The organism is Prochlorococcus sp. MIT 1300 (assembly GCF_034092375.1).
Lineage (GTDB): Bacteria > Cyanobacteriota > Cyanobacteriia > PCC-6307 > Cyanobiaceae > MIT-1300.
The window spans coordinates 640,296-658,615 of the sequence record NZ_CP139302.1; the positions used below are offsets into that span (position 1 = coordinate 640,296).

18 protein-coding genes, 3 tRNA genes and 1 other RNA gene are annotated in these 18,320 nt (G+C 42.4%); 13 read left to right on the plus strand and 9 right to left on the minus strand.

The features are described from left to right. Nucleotides 1–6 precede the first annotated feature (6 nt). On the plus strand, nt 7–426 hold the full coding sequence (gene sodX / locus SOI83_RS03395) for a nickel-type superoxide dismutase maturation protease (protein ID WP_320677234.1): 420 nt from the start codon (nt 7–9) through the stop codon (nt 424–426). Here sodX and SOI83_RS03400 read toward each other — a convergent pair. The 6 genes from SOI83_RS03400 to SOI83_RS03425 all read right to left on the minus strand — a co-directional run bounded on the left by SOI83_RS03400 (nt 359) and on the right by SOI83_RS03425 (nt 4,739). Beyond that, nucleotides 359–1,027, minus strand: a complete 669-nt coding sequence (locus SOI83_RS03400) for a hydantoin utilization protein A (protein ID WP_320677235.1) — start codon at nt 1,025–1,027, stop codon at nt 359–361. The two genes, sodX and SOI83_RS03400, sit on opposite strands and share 68 nt — an antisense overlap. Before the next feature lie 107 nt (nt 1,028–1,134). Then, a complete protein-coding gene (gene trpC, locus SOI83_RS03405) occupies nt 1,135–2,019 on the minus strand; it encodes an indole-3-glycerol phosphate synthase TrpC (RefSeq protein WP_320677236.1) in 885 nt (294 codons plus the stop codon). Nucleotides 2,020–2,050: 31 nt separating this feature from the next. Then, complete coding sequence (locus SOI83_RS03410; protein ID WP_320677237.1) at nt 2,051–3,505, minus strand: dihydrolipoyl dehydrogenase; 1,455 nt, start codon at nt 3,503–3,505, stop codon at nt 2,051–2,053. Next, entirely contained in the window at nt 3,502–4,353 is an 852-nt protein-coding gene (locus SOI83_RS03415) for a TrmH family RNA methyltransferase (RefSeq protein WP_414153439.1), read from the minus strand. Before SOI83_RS03415 ends, SOI83_RS03410 begins: the two co-directional genes overlap by 4 nt. Before the next feature lie 19 nt (nt 4,354–4,372). Further along, nucleotides 4,373–4,621 (minus strand): hypothetical protein, encoded by a 249-nt coding sequence (locus SOI83_RS03420; RefSeq protein ID WP_320677239.1) that lies wholly within the window; start codon nt 4,619–4,621, stop codon nt 4,373–4,375. A 34-nt stretch (nt 4,622–4,655) separates the two neighbouring features. Further along, a tRNA-Leu gene (locus SOI83_RS03425) sits at nt 4,656–4,739 on the minus strand. A 152-nt stretch (nt 4,740–4,891) separates the two neighbouring features. Here SOI83_RS03425 and murA point away from each other — a divergent pair. From murA to SOI83_RS03450, 5 genes are all read left to right on the plus strand, one after another. Continuing rightward, a complete protein-coding gene (murA, locus tag SOI83_RS03430; protein WP_320677618.1) occupies nt 4,892–6,190 on the plus strand; it encodes a UDP-N-acetylglucosamine 1-carboxyvinyltransferase in 1,299 nt (432 codons plus the stop codon). Nucleotides 6,191–6,217: 27 nt separating this feature from the next. Then, nucleotides 6,218–6,299 (plus strand) — tRNA-Leu (locus SOI83_RS03435). Further along, a complete protein-coding gene (locus tag SOI83_RS03440; RefSeq protein WP_414153428.1) occupies nt 6,275–7,492 on the plus strand; it encodes an aspartate aminotransferase family protein in 1,218 nt (405 codons plus the stop codon). The genes SOI83_RS03435 and SOI83_RS03440 overlap by 25 nt, the downstream gene beginning before the upstream one ends. Next, complete coding sequence (locus tag SOI83_RS03445; RefSeq protein WP_320677240.1) at nt 7,489–8,736, plus strand: dihydrofolate synthase; 1,248 nt, start codon at nt 7,489–7,491, stop codon at nt 8,734–8,736. The genes SOI83_RS03440 and SOI83_RS03445 overlap by 4 nt, the downstream gene beginning before the upstream one ends. A 15-nt stretch (nt 8,737–8,751) precedes the next feature. After that, nucleotides 8,752–9,321, plus strand: a complete 570-nt coding sequence (locus tag SOI83_RS03450) for a pentapeptide repeat-containing protein (RefSeq protein WP_320677241.1) — start codon at nt 8,752–8,754, stop codon at nt 9,319–9,321. Nucleotides 9,322–9,328: 7 nt separating this feature from the next. Here the strand turns inward: SOI83_RS03450 and SOI83_RS03455 are convergent, their stop codons facing one another. Together SOI83_RS03455 and SOI83_RS03460 are read right to left on the minus strand one after the other, a co-directional pair. Beyond that, complete coding sequence (locus tag SOI83_RS03455; RefSeq protein ID WP_320677244.1) at nt 9,329–10,669, minus strand: FAD-binding oxidoreductase; 1,341 nt, start codon at nt 10,667–10,669, stop codon at nt 9,329–9,331. A gap of 39 nt (nt 10,670–10,708) precedes the next feature. Then, complete coding sequence (locus SOI83_RS03460; protein ID WP_320677245.1) at nt 10,709–11,959, minus strand: amidohydrolase family protein; 1,251 nt, start codon at nt 11,957–11,959, stop codon at nt 10,709–10,711. A 169-nt stretch (nt 11,960–12,128) separates the two neighbouring features. Between SOI83_RS03460 and SOI83_RS03465 the strand changes: the two genes are divergently transcribed. The 7 genes from SOI83_RS03465 (at nt 12,129) to ftsZ (ending at nt 18,176) form a co-directional block, all read left to right on the plus strand. After that, nucleotides 12,129–12,201, plus strand: a tRNA-His gene (locus SOI83_RS03465). A 239-nt stretch (nt 12,202–12,440) separates the two neighbouring features. Next, nucleotides 12,441–13,886 (plus strand): tRNA (N6-isopentenyl adenosine(37)-C2)-methylthiotransferase MiaB, encoded by a 1,446-nt coding sequence (gene miaB / locus SOI83_RS03470; protein ID WP_414153429.1) that lies wholly within the window; start codon nt 12,441–12,443, stop codon nt 13,884–13,886. Between the two features lie 61 nt (nt 13,887–13,947). Next, nucleotides 13,948–15,009 carry a D-alanine--D-alanine ligase family protein gene (locus SOI83_RS03475; RefSeq protein ID WP_320677247.1) on the plus strand — a complete coding sequence of 354 codons (1,062 nt, stop codon included), beginning with the start codon at nt 13,948–13,950 and terminating at the stop codon, nt 15,007–15,009. 46 nt (nt 15,010–15,055) lie between these two features. Continuing rightward, the gene (locus tag SOI83_RS03480) at nt 15,056–15,466 is read left to right on the plus strand and encodes a hypothetical protein (protein ID WP_320677248.1); all 411 of its coding nucleotides are present in this window, start codon (nt 15,056–15,058) and stop codon (nt 15,464–15,466) included. A 179-nt stretch (nt 15,467–15,645) separates the two neighbouring features. Beyond that, complete coding sequence (locus SOI83_RS03485; protein WP_320677249.1) at nt 15,646–16,266, plus strand: cell division protein FtsQ/DivIB; 621 nt, start codon at nt 15,646–15,648, stop codon at nt 16,264–16,266. A gap of 188 nt (nt 16,267–16,454) precedes the next feature. Then, on the plus strand, nt 16,455–16,850 hold the full coding sequence (locus SOI83_RS03490) for a J domain-containing protein (RefSeq protein ID WP_320677250.1): 396 nt from the start codon (nt 16,455–16,457) through the stop codon (nt 16,848–16,850). Between the two features lie 165 nt (nt 16,851–17,015). Then, nucleotides 17,016–18,176 (plus strand): cell division protein FtsZ, encoded by a 1,161-nt coding sequence (gene ftsZ, locus SOI83_RS03495; protein WP_320677251.1) that lies wholly within the window; start codon nt 17,016–17,018, stop codon nt 18,174–18,176. 18 nt (nt 18,177–18,194) lie between these two features. On the opposite strand, the gene ffs is transcribed toward ftsZ, so the two are convergent. Beyond that, nucleotides 18,195–18,291, minus strand: an RNA gene (gene ffs, locus SOI83_RS03500) — signal recognition particle sRNA small type. Between the last annotated feature and the right edge of the window lie 29 nt (nt 18,292–18,320).

Sequence of the window (18,320 nt, forward strand, 5' to 3'; positions counted from 1 at the left end):
AACTGGTTGTTTCTTGCAAAGATACTAAGTGGGAGCCTTAGACATTGTCGTGTTGAAGGCTATTCAATGCTGCCAACACTTGCTCCTAAGGATATCGTTATCTTCCGTCCAACAAATGAACAAGATTTATCTCTAAAAGAAGGTTGTTTAGTTGTTGTAAGCCACCCGCTTAAACCAGAAGTATTAATGATTAAACGTATCTACCGATTAACACAACATGGATTTGATCTGAGAGGTGATAACGAAGTGGGAAGTATCGATAGCAGACAATTTGGGTTGGTCAACAATTTTTGCCTGAGAGGTATTGTCGAACAAGTCTTTAAAGTTCAAACAGCTCAAATAGGACCATTTGGTTCATTTAAAAAATTAAAGCAGAAGTTTTTTGAAGCCAAAAGAATCCTGTTACAACTGATAGCCCACCAGTAAGTCCAATAATGACTGGAAATCTCCTTCTTCCAGCATACACAGTTGCATTAGAAATCACTAAAACAAAAGCTCCCATTGCTGCAACTGAACCAAACAAAAACGCAGTCATATATAGCACTGCCCCGAACGCAGGAAGAGCCAATGCTGGTATAACTGCAAGCAAATGGCTGGCACCTGCTAAACCATGGAGGACACCAAGGCTGGTAGCAGCATGACTATGACTTAGGTGTCCTTTATCACCTCTGAAATGCATGTGTAGATGCTTATGGGAGGTATTCTCATCATGCATATGCTTATGACTATGTATATAAAATCCTAAAGAGCTTCTAATAGCTAAAGCACCTATAACAAGCAGCAATAAGCCAACAGTAAATTCTGCAAAGGTAGAAAGTTTTTCAATCTGAGCAATGTCCTTAAAAAGTATTGCTAGTCCTGACAAAAGCAATACGCCTGTTGAATGTCCAAGGCCCCAAGCCATACCACCTTTCAATGCTTTGGCTGGGCTCTTTAAAGAGCTTGGCGCCATGGCCACAAGATGATCGGCACCCCCTACAACATGAAGTGCACCTGCAGCAAAGCCTGTAAGGACGCTGATTAACATAGAAAAACAATGAACAAACTAATTTTGTCTAATTGCATCAGTTTGAAAGAAGCCTCTAAGTATTAGCAATTATGAATCGTAGCTGATTACAAAAACCTTAAATGTTCTCAACCCCGTATTAGCTTTTGCAAAGCAACATAGACGTCCATTTGCTTCATCAACGACTCTCCAACCAATACAGCCGCTGCACCTGCAGAATGAACCCTATCCAAATCACCCCGGGTAAACAAGCCAGATTCACTTACCAGCAAACAGCCTTCTTGACTTAATTCATCTTTAAATCGCTTCCCAAGTGACTCGGTTGTAGCCAGGTCGGTTTCAAAAGTAGTTAGATCACGATTATTGATTCCTACTAACGGGAAATTCCCAAGTGCAAGTATGCGCTGAAGTTCTTCCTCATTGTGTACTTCCACCAACACATTTAAAGTCAATGATTTTGCCACCTTATTTAAATAAGTAAGATCCTGATCAGAAAGAATTGATGCTATTAATAAAACTGCATCCGCACCAGCAGCTCTCGATTGATAAAGTTGATATGGTGAAAGGATAAAATCCTTGCAAAGGATAGGCAGATCAACCTGTTTTCTTATGTCTACAAGATAATCAAATCCACCCTGAAAAAAATGCTTGTCAGTTAATACCGATATACAACTTGCTCCTCCCTTAGCGTAAGCCAAGGCAATAGACACTGGGTCAAAGTCCTCTCGTATAACTCCTTTACTTGGACTAGCTTTCTTAACCTCAGCTATAACCGCAGGCAAAATTGGTGCACTTCTAAGTGCCTTAAGGAAATCCTTTGTAGGAGGAAGTTCAAATATCTTTTTTTGCAATTTTTCCAAAGGAACACGTTTTCTTAAATTTTCAACTTCTCTATCTTTTTCCCAAACAATCTTCTCAAGAATATTGCGCGGCTGACTATCTTCATGAGGAATGGAATATTCCAGGCTGGCAACTTTTACACTTGGATTGGGAGGCCTACGACGTATTTCCATTTTAAATTTGTATGAATTACTGGATTTTAGGTTAATTAGAATCTAACTTATTAAGCTGATGAACAGCTTGTTTGTAAGCAACTTCAACAACTTCACTAAGAGTAGGGTGGGTATGAACTTCACAAGACAATTCTTTAACACTCTGGCGCCTTGCTATTGCATTAGAGACCTCTTGAATAAGGTCTGCAGCATGCAGACCAAAAATATGTGCGCCTAATACCTCTCCTGTGTCTTTCCTAAATAGCAACTTCATAAGACCATCACCTTCATTTTCCGCCAATGCTTTTGAGTTAGCTTTAAAATAACTTCGCACGCTTCCTAATTCAAAGCCAGATTCATCAGATAGTTTCCTCGCCTCTAATTCAGAAAGTCCTACCGAACTAATTTCTGGATGTGTAAAAGTAGCCGCAGGAATACTTCTATAGTCAATTAATCTTGAATTACCAAGTATATTGTCAACCGCTATAGTTCCTTGCGCCGCTGCAGTATGAGCAAGCATCATTTTTCCAGTTAAATCTCCCACAGCCCATAAATTGGGGATAGGTTTTCCATCTACTAATACACGCATATGATCATCTACTGGTACAAATCCTCGATTAGTTTCTATACCTAAACAACTAAGGTTGAGTTCTTCACTTGAAGGGACTCGCCCTGTGGCAACCAATACTGCATCGACCTCAAGCTGTTCTAATGGTTCTTTAGTCTTCGTGTCTGCAAGATCAATTTTCACAGGGCATCCAGGTACAATTTTGTTTGCCAAAACCCCTGCACGAGCATCAATATCCCGACCATCAATTAGTTGTCTTTTAGCCAATTTGGTGAGATCAACATCAAAAGTTGGCATCACCCGCTCAAGAGCTTCGATCATTGTCACTTCGCAACCAAGCGCCGTATAAACATCCGCAAATTCCAAACCTATATAGCCGCTACCGATTATTGCTATCCATCTAGGCAACCATTCAAGATTTACCGCTTCATCACTAGTAAAAACAGTACGGCCATCAGTCTCAATTCCCGGAGGTACAAAAGGGTCAGAGCCTGTAGCAAGAATAATGTTTCGAGAACTTAAAACCCTATCAACTCCATTCTTATCTCTAACACCGACTCTCTGAGGCCCCTCTAAGCGGCCAGAGCCAAGAAGGATAGTTACACCAACTCTTTCAAGACTCTTAGTGAGGTTAGTGCGAATAGTTTTAACCAAATTATTCGCATGTTCAGCAATTTTTCTCCTTTCAAAACGTACCGGAGACGCATGAATTCCAAAACCAGAAAGATGAGCAGAATCTGCCAGTTCACGAACCTTTCCACTTGCAGCCAACAAAGCCTTAGAAGGCACACAACCTCGATTCACGCATGTGCCTCCCATTTCTCGCGACTCAACAATGGCCACCTTTAGGCCTTTCTCAGCAGCATGCTTTGCGGCATCAAAGCCCCCATAACCTGCGCCGATAACTATGAGATCAAAGTCGAAACTGGCTTCCTTCACTCGAGCTTTTGCATTGTCTTGGTCATTTTGGCCCTTCGTCGCTCAAGAAGCATCGGAACTGCTGCAGCTGCCACATTGAGTGACTCAACATTTGAGCTATGAGGGAGGGTAACTCCATGCGTACAACAGCTCTTAAGAAGTGGATGTATACCTGATCCTTCATTACCCAACAACAAAATGGTTGGCTTATTCCAATCAAGTTCCCAATAAGGTAAAACCGGAAAAATATCTGAAAAACCTGGAACAAAACTTCCAACAATTTGCTGGCCTGCTTTTGCACAAAGCCTGAGTTGATGTTCAAGCTTTAAGACACCCTTGCTTGCATCATCATCACCAAAACGACAAATTGGCATTCGAAGCAAAGCCCCTGAAGAAGCCCTAATAGCCTTTTGAGACATGGGGTCAGCACCGCCAGCCAGCCAAACAGCTTGAATTTCCGCAGCTAAAGCAGTTCTCAACAAAGTTCCTAAGTTCCCAGGATCTTGCAGACGATCTAAAGCTAAAACAAAATTGCTATGAGGCCTAGGCAAAGGAAGTGCTGAGATAGGTATTAAAGAAGCAACTCCATCAGGGCTAACTGTAGTTACTGAGGCAGCCAACACTGAAGGAGTGACCTCATATATTTGAGTTTCTGAATTTATCTCTCGCAGGATTGATTGATTTGCATCCATCCACAATCTTGTTGCAACAAGTTCTTTAGGCAGAGAACCTACTTTTAGAGCTTCTTCTAACAAATGTGTACCTTCTAATAACAGCATCGAATGTTCTTTTCTCCCTTCTCGTGTGGCAATTGACCTCAATCGCTTAACGAGGGGATTCCTTCGGCTTTTAATAACAGTAGTGGGAATAATATTAATAGTTAGTACCTCAAAAATCCTGTTGTTTTCTAACCCTTAACCCTTCACCAAGAAGCAACTTTTGTCCTTCTACTTCCATTCCATTAACTATAGAGATTTGTCCTTTTACCCCTTCGCCTTCGAGGTTTTTAATAAGCTCTTTCATAAGCTGCTCTTCTACAGCAGTCTGATCAATTTGATCTGGCGTAAGAAGTTCTACAAACTTCCCAACTTTTGAAGCCACAAGTTCGGAAGCATTAGAAATCTTCAACAAAATCATTTCAAACAGAAAAAACCAGACCTACTCAAAATAGTGCGGATGGGGAGACTTGAACTCCCATGACATTGCTGTCACTAGTACCTGAAACTAGCGCGTCTACCGATTCCGCCACATCCGCCTGAACATGCCGTGAAACCGACGGTCTGACCCTAAAGCATCAACAACTAGGTTTTTGACACCATACAAATAATCCACCAGTTCATGCTCTGGACGGCTGGACGCAATCAAATTCTCTTGTCAATATGGGCCGAAAGAAGTAGTGAACACGACATGCCCTTCGCGGCCAGAGTCTCTCAAGAGATTAAAAAGCCGCATCTTCAAATCAGAGGAGAGTCCTCCTTGTCTGGAGAAATAAAAGTAAGTGGAGCAAAAAATTCAGCGCTTGTTTTGATGGCAGCTGCGCTATTAACTGATGAGTCTTTAATCCTGAACAATGTTCCTGAGCTAACTGATATTGATGGGATGAGTGCAATCCTCCAATTTATGGGGGTAAAGCTAAGTAGATCCCAAAGTTCACTTCAATTGAATGCCAATCAAATTCAACATGTTGAACCTCCCTATGATCTCGTCCATGGACTGAGGGCAAGTTTTTTCTGCATAGGCCCTCTTTTAGGAAGACTTGGAAAAGCAAAAATACCTCTACCTGGTGGTTGCAGAATCGGGGCAAGGCCTGTAGCGGAACATATCAAGGGGCTCAAAGCTCTTGGAGCAGTTGTAAGTGTTGAGCATGGAGTGGTATCAGCCTCAGTGCCAGGGCTTTCAAGGAAATTAAAAGGTGCATCTGTAGTACTGGATTGTCCCAGCGTTGGTGCAACAGAAACTCTAATAATGGCCTCAGTCCTGGCTCATGGCACAAGCACAATAGAAAATGCAGCCCAAGAACCTGAAGTTCAGGATTTAGCAAACCTGCTCAATGAGATGGGAGCCAAAGTCGTTGGTGCAGGGGGGCCGACAATAACCGTGGAGGGCGTTGAAAAACTTTATGGCTGCAATTACAGCGTTATTCCAGACCGTATAGAAGCTGCCACCTTTCTTCTCGCAGCAGCAATAACACGCTCAATAATTACAGTGAAGCCAATTGTTCCTGAGCACCTCAACGCAGTTCTACAGAAACTTAGGGATTGCGGCTGTGAACTTAGATATGAGAATAATTCAATAACCATTTTCCCAGGGGATATAAAAGGTGTTGATATAACTACGCAACCATTTCCAGGCTTCCCTACAGACTTACAAGCCCCATTCATGGCACTGCTAGCAACTGCTCAAGGGACCAGTGTCGTCACAGAAAAAATCTATGAAAACCGCATGCAACATGTTGCGGAACTCGAACGAATGGGTGCATGCATACGCCTCCAAGGCAATACAGCTGTCATAGAAGGAGTACCTCAATTAAGCGCTGCGCCGATTTTCGGAACGGACTTAAGAGCAGCTGCTGCAATGGTTCTTGCAGGCCTTGCAGCAAAAGGCACCAGTCAATTAGAAGGCCTCAAGCATCTTGATAGAGGCTATGAAAACTTTGAAAAGAAGCTAAATCTTGCAGGGGCAAATATCCTCAGACATCAAAATTAAGACCAGACTCACATAAACTGTTTCCATGGGAGCGTGCCGGAATTGGTAGACGGACTCGACTCAAAATCGAGCGCCTTAGGGCATGTGGGTTCAAGTCCCACCGCTCCCACTTCAATAATGGGTACTTACCAACGCTTCCCTGTAACTCTTGTAAGAGGAAAAGGGTGTTGGGTTTGGGATGACTCAGGGAAACGTTACTTAGATGCTGTTGCAGGCATTGCCACTTGCAGTCTTGGGCATAGTGACAAGGTTCTAAGAGATTCACTGTCTAAGCAATTAAATAAGATTCAACACATTTCTAATCTCTATAAAATTCAAGAGCAGGAAGAACTTGCAAATTGGCTGGTTGCAAATAGTTGTGCCGATAGTGTGTTCTTCTGTAATAGCGGCGCAGAGGCCAATGAGGCGGCAATCAAACTCGCTCGCAAATATGGAAATACCAAGTTAAATCTTAATGAATCCATTATTCTTTCAGCGAAGGGAAGTTTTCATGGAAGGACTCTTGCTGCAGTTAGTGCAACTGGGCAACCTAATTATCACAAAGGTTTTGAACCAATAGTTAAAGGCTTTAAATATTTTCCCTATAACAATTCAGATGCCTTTGAAGCACTGCTACTCGAAATTAAATCCTCTAGAGAAACTGTTTCAGCAGTTTTGATAGAACCCCTTCAAGGAGAGGGAGGGGTATATCCAGGGGAATTAAATTTCTTTAAAAGTCTTAGAAACCTCTGTACAAAAGAAAAGATATTACTGATCTTCGACGAAGTTCAAACTGGAATGGGACGAACAGGAACCCTATGGGGATATGAACAGCTAGGTATAGAACCAGATGCCTTTACTGTTGCAAAAGGTTTGGGAGGAGGCCATGCTATAGGGGCCTTATTAGTTAAAAACCATGCAAACATATTTAAACCTGGTGACCATGCAAGTACTTTTGGAGGAAATCCTTTTGCCTGCAAAGCTGGGTTAACTGTTTGCAAAGAAATTGTCAAGAGAAACCTTCTTTCAAATGTTCAACAACGAGGCCATCAATTATCTGAAGGTCTCATAGAGCTCATTAGTAAATTTCCTAAAGAATTAAAAGAGGTTAGGGGGCTTGGCCTAATCCAAGGCCTAGTCCTTAATCAAGATACTAAAATAAGCTCAAAGCTAATTGCAGAAACAGCTCTTCAACAAAAACTTTTAGTAGTTCCAGCAGGGGCAAATGTAATCAGAATAATTCCGCCACTAATAATCAAGAAGAATGAAGTAAACGAACTCTTATCAAGGCTTGAATCAACATTAAAACTCTTATTCACTTGAAGCAAATAAATACTCTGTCATCACAAAGCTTCAATGACTTAATACCAGAACTTGAACAGTTCGGCATGCATCTTGGACTGGAAAGAATAAAAAGAGCTCTCAAAGATTTGGGGGGACCCTCCCAAGATATTCCTGCTATACAAATAATAGGCACGAACGGGAAAGGTTCAATAGCAAGTTTTCTGCAAAGCATTTTTAAAATTGCCAACATCCATACAGGTGTATACACCTCTCCACATTTAATTAGTTGGTGCGAGCGAATACAAGTAGACAAGGAGTTGATTAGCCCTACAGATCTACGCACATTCCTTACCAAGATCAAACAAATTGCCGAGAAACACAAACTAACTCCTTTTGAATATGTTACTGCAACTGCATTTGATTACTTTTCAACTAGAAATGTCGATTTATTAGTATTAGAAGCAGGACTTGGGGGAAGATTAGATGCAACCTCAATCCATCCAAATAGGAAAATAATTGCCATTGCCTCAATTGGGTTAGATCATTGCCAACACTTAGGCAATAGTTTGCAGGAAATTTCAAAAGAAAAAACAGCTGCAATACCTAATGACGCAATAGTAATTAGTGGCCCACAACATCCTCAGGTGGCTGAAATAATCCAGAAAGAAACTGAAATAAAAAAGGCCACTTTAAAATGGGTATCTAAAGTTCCAAAGGAATGGAAGTTAGGTTTAAGAGGAGAGATTCAAAGGCAAAATGCTGCTGTTGCAAAGGCTGTTATTGAAGCAATTTCCTTAATTGGCTGGAACATCAGTAAAGAAGAAATTAAAACTGGACTCAGTCAAGCTAGTTGGCCAGGGAGAATGCAATTCGCAACTTGGAGGGGACTACCTGTAGTGATTGATGGAGCACACAATCCTCACGCAGCTAAGCAACTCTCAATAGAAAGAGCTGCTTTGACAGAACAAGACACAAGTACTTGCTGGATTCTGGGAATCCAATCACACAAACAGGGGCCAGAAATTCTTCGTTACCTTCTAAAGCCCGGTGATAAGGCTTGGATAGTTCCAATACCTGGTCACAGTCACTGGCAACAAAGACAACTCTCAGAAGCCTGTCAGGATCTCAAAAATCAACTCATTTCAGCCAAATCAGCTGAAGACGCATTGTGCAAAATCTTCTCTATGGGCCATTGGCCAAGTCCTCCTCCCTTGATAGCAGGTTCTCTATATCTTCTGGGTAATCTTCTCGCAACAGGGATAATCAAGCAAAGTAGTCAGTAATTGCCTTCTCAAATCATGCGTATATCTTCACGGAAGCTTCAAAGCCTGTTAATGCTCTTTGGCCTAATTCTGTGCTTTCTAGTCTCAACGCCTGCTTATGCCCTTGATAGTGCTCTTGAAAGTCTTGCCCAGGAGCGCGCTCTTCAACAAGAAGGTCGTTTCGGCGAAAAAGAAATGTCCAATCAACCGAATTACGTCTTAACCAATGTCACTGGCAGGGACTTTCATGGGCAGGATTTCTCAAGGTCCTCATTCGCAGGTGCAATTGCACGGGATGCAAACTTTAGTAATGCAAACCTTCATGGCACAACATTAACGAGAGTTGATTTCCTTGGCGCAAATCTGGAAGGAGTTGATCTATCAGACACTTTGGCCGATAGAGCTAATTTCAAAGGAACCAACTTAAGGAATGCAGTCCTCACAAATATGGTCGCAATGGGTAGCAGCTTTGCAGGTGCTGATATAGAAGGGGCTGACTTTAGTTATGCAGTTCTTGATAGTGATGACCAAAGAAAACTTTGTCTTGAAGCTGAAGGAGTTAATCCAACCACAGGAATAGCTACTTATGACAGTCTTGAGTGTTAGGAACTTTCTAAACCCAACCCTTTAATTTCCCAGGATTGAGAAGTCCACGAGGGTCATAACGCTTCTTAGCCTCAACCTGATCCTGATCAGTTACACCAAGTCCACCTTCCTCAACAGTAATAACGTGAGGATTAAACAAAAAAGCACCATTATTTATGCAATCAGCAATCATTTCTTCCAACAACTTTTGGCCTTGCCATCTCACTATTGGTAAAGCAGCTAAGCGCTGAACTCCTTGTTGGCGAACAGATTCCAAATGCCATAACAAGTCCCCCCCCCAGCGTTCTTTTAGCGCACACATAGCAGGTAATTCTGGCTGAGGCAAAAGCATCTGCAAGTAAGTCCATTTGGGGTCTCCGCTCCGTAAATGCAAAGTGGTGTGGTTCCATGTCAATTCACGTAATCCATTACCACTTCGCACATTCTCTTCACCTATCCAATTAAAAATTCCACCTGCTCTTGCTGCGAGGCGCTCAATAGTATTAACCCCATCTGGAGCAACAAGTAAAAAAAGACGATGTTGAGACAGAGAATTACCACACCATTTAGGAAGCTGATCAACGATGCTGCTCTCGACCAAACTACAAAGGTTCAACTCCACGGCAGAGCGAGAGCACTCCAACAAAAGTTCGACAGCCTGAGACCACTCTTTGCAATCAACAATCACCTCTTGCCACGAAACTAAAGGAGCAGTAGCCAAGCTCAGCGCAGTAATAATTCCATTTGTTCCGTACGCATGATTCAAAGCCTCAGAAGAAGAAGCATCTAACTGAAGTCGCTGGGGTTTTTTCTCCATCGTGACAACTTCAAGTGCCTGCAGGTGACCAGGATCTCTTAGGAATCCCCATCTAACAGACCCAATACCACCTGAGCCACCAGCCACAAAACCTCCAATCGTTGCACTTCTCCATGTGCTAGGACAAAGTCTTAACTGACGTCCAAATACTGAAAGTTTTTCGTCCAGTTCACGCATTAAACAACCGGTTTCCACTGTTACAACCCCAGAGACTTTGTCAAAAGTTCGAACATTACGTAGACCTCCCATAAGCATTACCACTCCTCCTTGAAGGGGTACACATTGCCCATAATTTCCCGTTCCCGCACCCCTAAGAGTTAAAGGAATACCATTGCTAGTGCATACTCTTGCGACAGCTTCCACTGCATTTACAGAGCCAGGTCGCACGACAAAATCAGCTATACAACCGTCCAGCTTCTTTTTCAAAATAGGAGAATAGTCATAAGCATCTCTAGAGAACCTCTTCACTTCAGAAGGTTCACTTATGACATCGAGACCTTCTATCGAAATCAATTCTGAAATCAACTTTTGGGGTGACATAGAACTACTCATTTATCAGCAATGATCTGAAGTGTTTGTTTAATAAGCCTTTTAATCTATCCAATTTCCATTAATCATTACTTTCCTTGTAGGAGGTGCAGCCATGGCCTCAGACCAACTTGCTGCATCAACCAACAGAAAATCAGCAGCATTACCAATCTGGACCCCCCCATTCCAATCAATTCCCATAACCTCTGCCGCTGCACTTGTAAAAGGGGCCAGTCCCAAGCGCTGCCAAGGAGCCAAATGAACCATGGCTAATGAAAAGCCCATAAGTGCAATGGGATCAAAATTACCAGCAGGAAACCAGGAATCCTGAACATTATCCCCACCGACAGCGACTGTTACCCCTGCATTCTGCAATTGGCAAACAGGTGCCACTGGGCGAACAAGAGGAGTTGCTCTCGAGGTTGAGGTTCTACCTAATAACCATGAATTAGTTAATGGAAGGGCAACTACTTTTATCTTGTGATGAGCCATTCGTTCAGCAAGACGATTCAACTCCCCAGTAGACATCAAGGCCATACTGCTCAAATGACTACATGTAATTGGGACTGATATTTTCATTTCTTCCAAAGCACTTAGCAATTGCTGAAGTCCAGCTGCTGGATGTGAGGCAGCCTCATCGACATGCAGATCAATACCACAGCCAAGTTCTTCAGCCAGTGATAAGAGTTTTTGCAATGAGTCTTTAACTATTTTCTTTTCAAAAGGAGGCACAATCACGCCACCCAGCAACCCGCCAGCTTGAGCAACCTTTTTTGCAAAAACCCTCCCTGGAGAACCACTCCAAAAGTCCAGACGGCTTAGGGCAACGAGCTGTAGCTCTATCAATCCTCTCCAATCACATTGGAGATCAACTAAAGACTCCCAGGATTCATCTTGCCTTCCATCCAAGACATCAACATGACTTCTTATAGCCTTTACCCCATTGCGCAGGGCTAAAGCCATTGCCTTTTCTGCCCTTTGTCTAACTAAGGCTTTAGAGCGAATCTCGTGCTCTTGCATATTTGCAGACAAAGCACACTGATATGTTCCTCTTAGATTTGCGAACTGCTTCCAGGTAAAAGCCTTATCTAAATGAGCGTGGGGCTCAAAGAGTCTTGGTAAAAGAAGTTTTTTGGGAGACAAACCATCTGGAGCAATTATCTCAATAGCTGAAATGATGCCTGATCTCCACTTGACTCGAATAGCTGAAAGCCCCTCAACATTCACAGGAGCATCAATTAGTTCGTCCGAGTTCAGTAAAAGCAGCCCTCTTGGGACAAGAGCTTCTATAGATCCTTTTCCTTTAGGGCTCACGAACAACCTGCCCAAACCCAACAGATTTTATGACCAGAACAGCACCTCAAAAGGGAAACAATGATCACGCACCTGCCATTTAAATCACTCCTATGTGAATTAACCACACAAAACAACAGTTGAATCAAAGCAGTTCTTCTTGGTTAATTGGTAAATTCATAGAGACGCGGCGGGCGTCGCCAAGTGGTTAAGGCAGCGGCTTGTGGCGCCGCTATTCGGGGGTTCGAATCCCCTCGCTCGCCCTCAACTAATTCAGTGTCCTGGCAAAAACACTGAAAGACACCGGCTCAACAAGGAAATATCATGGTGAGGCAAGAGTTTTCACCCGAGCCAATAACTAACGAAGATGAACGAATCAACATCACATTCAACCTTTAATTATATGGAGAGTCCTTGGCCAGGAAGGATTAGTCCTTCTTCCTAAAAACCATACCTATGTAAAAAAATCCGAAAACCACAAAAATTCACAGATCAATAGATTATGGAGACATATCAATCCTCCAGTTCCACCCCTTTAAAAGTCCCCTTGGTGACCTCATCTACAAAAAATCTGCCCAAAAGTCCTTACAGCCCAGAACGGAGTCAAAGTAGCTATTGGATAACCACCTTTGGTTGTCAAATGAATAAGGCTGACTCTGAAAGAATGGCAGGCATTCTTGAAAGTATGGGATACAACCAAGCCTCCAATGAACTTGAAGCCGATGTAGTGCTTTATAACACTTGTACTATTCGTGATAATGCCGAGCAAAAAGTTTATAGCTATTTAGGGCGACAAGTTCTAAGGAAACAAAGTAATCCTAATCTCAAGCTCATTGTTGCTGGTTGCGTTGCACAACAAGAAGGAGAAGCCTTGCTAAGGCGAGTCCCAGAATTAGACTTAGTTATGGGACCTCAGCATGCAAACAGGCTAGAGACCTTGCTTATTCAAGTAGACAATGGACAACAAGTTGTTGCTACTGATGAACACCACATAATGGAGGATCTAACCACAGCGAGAAGGGATAGCAAAATTTGTGGATGGGTAAATGTAATCTATGGCTGTAATGAAAGATGTACTTACTGTGTAGTCCCTTCTGTTAGAGGTAAGGAACAATCAAGGACTAAACAATCTGTTCTTAAAGAAATAAAAGAACTATCAAACCAAGGATTTCGTGAGGTCACATTACTTGGGCAAAATATTGACGCATATGGTCGTGATTTACCTGGAATTAGTTCAAGCGGAAGACGTGAAAATACACTTACAGATCTATTGTATTTTATTCACAATGTCAAAGGTATTGAGAGAATTAGATTCGCCACAAGCCACCCACGCTACTTCACAGAAAGGTTAATCAAAGCCTGCTCAGAGTTACCGAAGATTTGCGAACACTTTCACATCCCCGTACAAAGTGGAGATAATGATTTACTAAAATCAATGTCTAGAGGGTACACCGTAGAGAGATATCGTCGAATAATTTCCCAGATAAGAGAAAGAATGCCTGATGCTGCAATAAGTACCGATGTAATAGTTGCTTTCCCAGGTGAAAGTATTGATCAATTCGAAAGAACCCTAGACTTAATTGAAGAAATTGGTTTTGACCAAGTTAATACTGCTGCCTACTCTCCTAGGCCTAATACACCAGCCGCTACATGGCCTAATCAAATCTCAGAATCCCAAAAAGTTGAACGTCTCAAGGAAATCAATAAGATTGTAGAAAAAACAGCTAGACGAAGAAATTGTCGTTATCAAGGACGAATCGAAGAGGTCCTCGCAGAAGGGGCGAATTCTAAAAATCCATCTCAATTAATGGGAAGGACGAGAACAAATCGCCTAACTTTCTTTGATAGGCAAGGACAAAGCGGCAAAATCTTTTCGCCAGGAGACCTGGTTCAAGTAAAAATTAGCGATGTTCGCTCATTTTCTCTAACCGGAAACCCCTTGACATGATGTCTCAAAAAAGTACTAATTAATTTGATGATTTTTTCGTCAGCTCTTACCGATTAAATCTATGCCTTCCTCCCGCACATGTGTAGGGGTGGTTTTTGGTGGTGCTTCTGGTGAGCATACCGTCTCAATCCAATCAGCAAAAACAGTTGTAAAGGCACTAAGAACAGGTGCCAACAAAAGTCGTTTCGAGGTAATTCCCATTTACGTCGACAGGCAAGGTTCTTGGCATGAAACAGCCATTGCGTATCAAGTATTAGGAGATGATTCTTATACTCTCCAAGCAAAACTTGCTTCCAAAAAAAATATTTCGGGATTCCAAGGGCTCCCACATAACACCTCTCGAATAGATGTTTGGTATCCAGTTATGCATGGTCCCAATGGAGAGGATGGAACTATGCAAGGTCTCTTCAAACTAATGAAAAAGCCTTTCGTAGGTTCTGGCGTACTTGGCTCTGCCTTAGCAATGGACAAACTGGCTATGAAAGCTGCTTTTAAAGCCGCAGAGATCCCTCAAGTCCCATATCTTGGGGTAAAAGCAAGTCAACTTTCAGACGAAAACTATATCGAAGAGCTTATCAAAAAACTAGAGGAGAGACTTTCCTACCCTTGCTTTGTGAAGCCTGCAAATTTAGGTTCTTCTGTAGGAATAACAAAAGCATTTAATAAACAAGAAGTTTTAAATGGCCTCACTAAAGCAGCAAAATTTGACCAAAGAATAGTTATAGAAAAGGGACTTATTGCGAGAGAGCTTGAATGTGCTGCTCTAGGTCATGAGGATCTAAAGCTATCGGTTGTTGGGGAAGTACGTTTTGATTCAGATTGGTACGACTATGAAACAAAATACTCAGAAGGACGTACTACGACGATTATTCCTGCAGCTATCCCTAAAAGCCTTGAAGATGAAATCCATAAGCAAACCAAGAGAGCTTGTCAAGCACTTTCTGTATCTGGAATGGCAAGGGTTGATTTTTTCTATGAAGAATGTATTCAAAAAATTTGGATCAATGAAGTTAATACCCTTCCGGGCTTTACACATCAAAGTATGTATCCAATGCTTTGGAGAGCCTCAGGTGTAACTCTCGAGGAACTTGTCTGCCAGCTTGTTGAAGCAGCGCGAGAATGAACAAAACCTTCCCATTCCCTCTGGACTCTAATTATTTCCGCTGAAAATGATTCACGGTCTGCTCTGGTTTCCACTCCTGCTTGCATTTTTAATGCTTACAGCCCTTGGCTGGCTTGAACGACGTAGGCAAAATCTCTTTCTTACTTGGGCAGAGGGAGCAGAACTTTCCAAGTTAGACAGTTCTGGGGCTGCGAAACTTAAAGGAGGCCAATTAAGTTGGAGCAGCTTTGAAGCAGGAAGCTTCCAGGAGCAAGGAAGCTTTGAAGTCACAAAACTAGAACTAGTAGAGCTAATGGCATTAACTTCTGGAGAAGCTCCGTTAACGGAAGAGTCCCAAGGGCGCTGCCGACTACGACTAATCGGTGACGGCAAGGAAATGGATGTTCCTTTTGCTGATGCTGAAAGAGCCCGCGAATGGATGGACCAACTCATGTCCAAAGCACGATGCGACTTATGAGGTAAACAGCTATTAAAAAACAAAAATCAGCTCTTAATCCTAGGGAGGAAAGGCGAAGAAACTTCAGACATCAACGTCGCAATGATCAACTTGTAGAGTTATGGAGAGCAATCATATTTAGTAGTATATCTTTTGTACTTGGCTCAATACTACTTGCAAACGGATGGAGTCAAATAAATGTGAAGCATTTACGTATTAAAGGCAATTCAAAACTTGACCCACAATCAATCATAAATGCATCTGGCAGTACCTTCCCTCAACCCCTACTTTTAATCAACCCAAAAGAGCTAGAACGAACTCTACTTATAATGCTGCCAGTCAAAGCAGTTTCTATACGTAAACAGCTAATTCCACCTAGACTCGAAATTGAATTACAAGAAAGAAAATCAATTGCATATGCAACAAGAAAGAGCTCTCAAGGCCCCTATGAGAATGGGGTTCTTGACAAAGATGGTCAATGGATGTCAATGAAAATTGCCAAGCTTGGCGACCCACCCACAACTCAAATAATAGTTGAGGGATGGACAAAAAATGATCAAAAAAGAATATCAATAATACTCCGTGAAAGGAGGAAAATTGGGAATGATCTTGAAAAAATAATTCTCTCGCCAACTGGTGAACTTAGCCTTAAAACAAAGGAATTCAAATTGATTCAACTTGGAAGTGATAAGAGTCAACTGATTAAACAACTTCAGGCCTTCACAGAATTAAAAAGGACATTGCCCAAAAGGCTTCGCAACAAGAACGATTCAAGCATCGATCTGCGTGATCCATTGAAACCCGAACTACAAATACCCTGACCCCAAAATAAAAGACTTAAAGCCAAGAAATCATCATATCCAAAAGCTTATTTTAAGCCCTTTAAAAACCAAAGCATAAGTGGAATACCTTTAGCAATAAATGAAAAAAGACAAACAATTTGTCCTAATGATCTGGCTAAATGGCCAATTTCTAGATATCGATGGTCTACATAAGTCAAAGACATCTGATGACCTCCTCTTTAGGCACGTTTACTTACTGGTCCTTATTAGGACTTAATCCCAGTAGCAATGATGAGGAAATCAAAAAGGCCTTTCGTAGAGAGGCTATGAGGTGGCATCCCGACGTAAATGGGAATGATCGAAACGCAGAGGAACGTCTGAAATGGATCAACAAAGCCTATGAGGTGCTGAATGATCCCCAAAAGCGATTCGAATGGGAAACAGCGGGTCGACCCACTTTTGAGATACATAAAGTCAACCCATACCCTCCTAGCCCTATTCGAGAAAGAGCACCTGTAAGAAAATCTCCAAACGATGACGAAACTTTCAGCCCTGCTGAAAAATTACTACTCCTATTAATTTCAATCTTTTCCTTATTTTTGCTGAATGCTTTGAGGTTTTAGTTTAGAAGCCCTTTTGCTGAAAGGGTTTCAGGGAAGAAAGCTCCACTGAAAGAACCTTTTACCTCAGTTTTTTAGTGACTCTAAATACAAGGAAGCTTATGAAATTATCTACAGAATCCTCTAACAGGGACATAATGCACCAAACCTCAATTCCAAAACCTGAAAATGGAGAGCGGTCTAGCCCGATTTGGTGGTGGAAACAGATCCGGCTTGATAAAAGCTGACGCAAGCAAGTCAGGACTAATCAAAGCCGAGGGGATCCATCCAAGCCAGCAGGCCCGAATAGAGGTGATTGGTGTTGGTGGTGGTGGAAGCAATGCCGTCAACAGAATGATCCTCAGCGATCTAGAGGGGGTGGCCTATCGAGTCCTTAATACTGACGCCCAAGCCCTTATCCAATCTGCCTCCAAAAACAAAGTTCAACTTGGTCAGACCCTAACCAGAGGATTAGGAGCAGGCGGCAACCCAACTATTGGGGAAAAGGCCGCTGAAGAGTCAAGAGCAGAACTACAACAAGCACTTCAAGGCGCCGACTTGGTTTTTATTGCTGCAGGAATGGGAGGTGGAACTGGAACAGGTGCAGCTCCTGTGGTAGCAGAAGTAGCAAAAGAAAGTGGGGCACTAACCATTGGAATCGTTACTAAACCATTTGGGTTCGAAGGTCGACGTCGCATGCGCCAAGCTGATGAAGGCATAGCTCGACTAGCTGAAAATGTTGACACCTTGATAGTGATTCCAAATGACCGTCTGAAAGATGTGACTTCTAGTGCACCACTTCAAGAGGCATTTCGTAGTGCTGATGATGTCCTCCGTATGGGAGTCAAGGGCATAAGCGACATCATTACCTGCCCTGGGCTAGTGAACGTCGACTTTGCAGACGTTCGTTCAGTCATGACAGAAGCGGGAACAGCATTACTAGGGATAGGAATAGGTTCAGGAAGATCTAGAGCAATAGAAGCGGCTCAATCAGCTATTAATAGTCCCCTGCTTGAAGCGGCACGCATAGATGGAGCCAAAGGATGTGTGATCAATGTCAGCGGAGGCAAAGATATGACCCTTGAAGATATGACTGCAGCTTCAGAAGTTATTTACGATGTTGTAGACCAAGATGCAAACATCATTGTTGGAGCAGTCATAGACGAAAAACTTGAGGGCGAAATTCATGTAACTGTTATTGCTACTGGCTTCGAGAGCAAACAGCCCTATCAACGATCTAACAAAATCTCTGCTCAATCAATATATGGAAAATCTGAAACTAAAGAAGCTGGAGCAAGCATCCCTGAATTCCTTCGCAGAAGACAACTTCGAAAGAACGCTGAGAATTAGAGTCTTAATTAATTATTTGGTGACCCGGATTCCACGCCTGCTTAGAGCATCCCTTGTGGCTGCTACCTTCCGGTCCTGACCAGATTTAGGCGTCAGAGCCGCATGGGTCCGAGTCAACTAAATTCTAGCAATGGAAAACCTAGG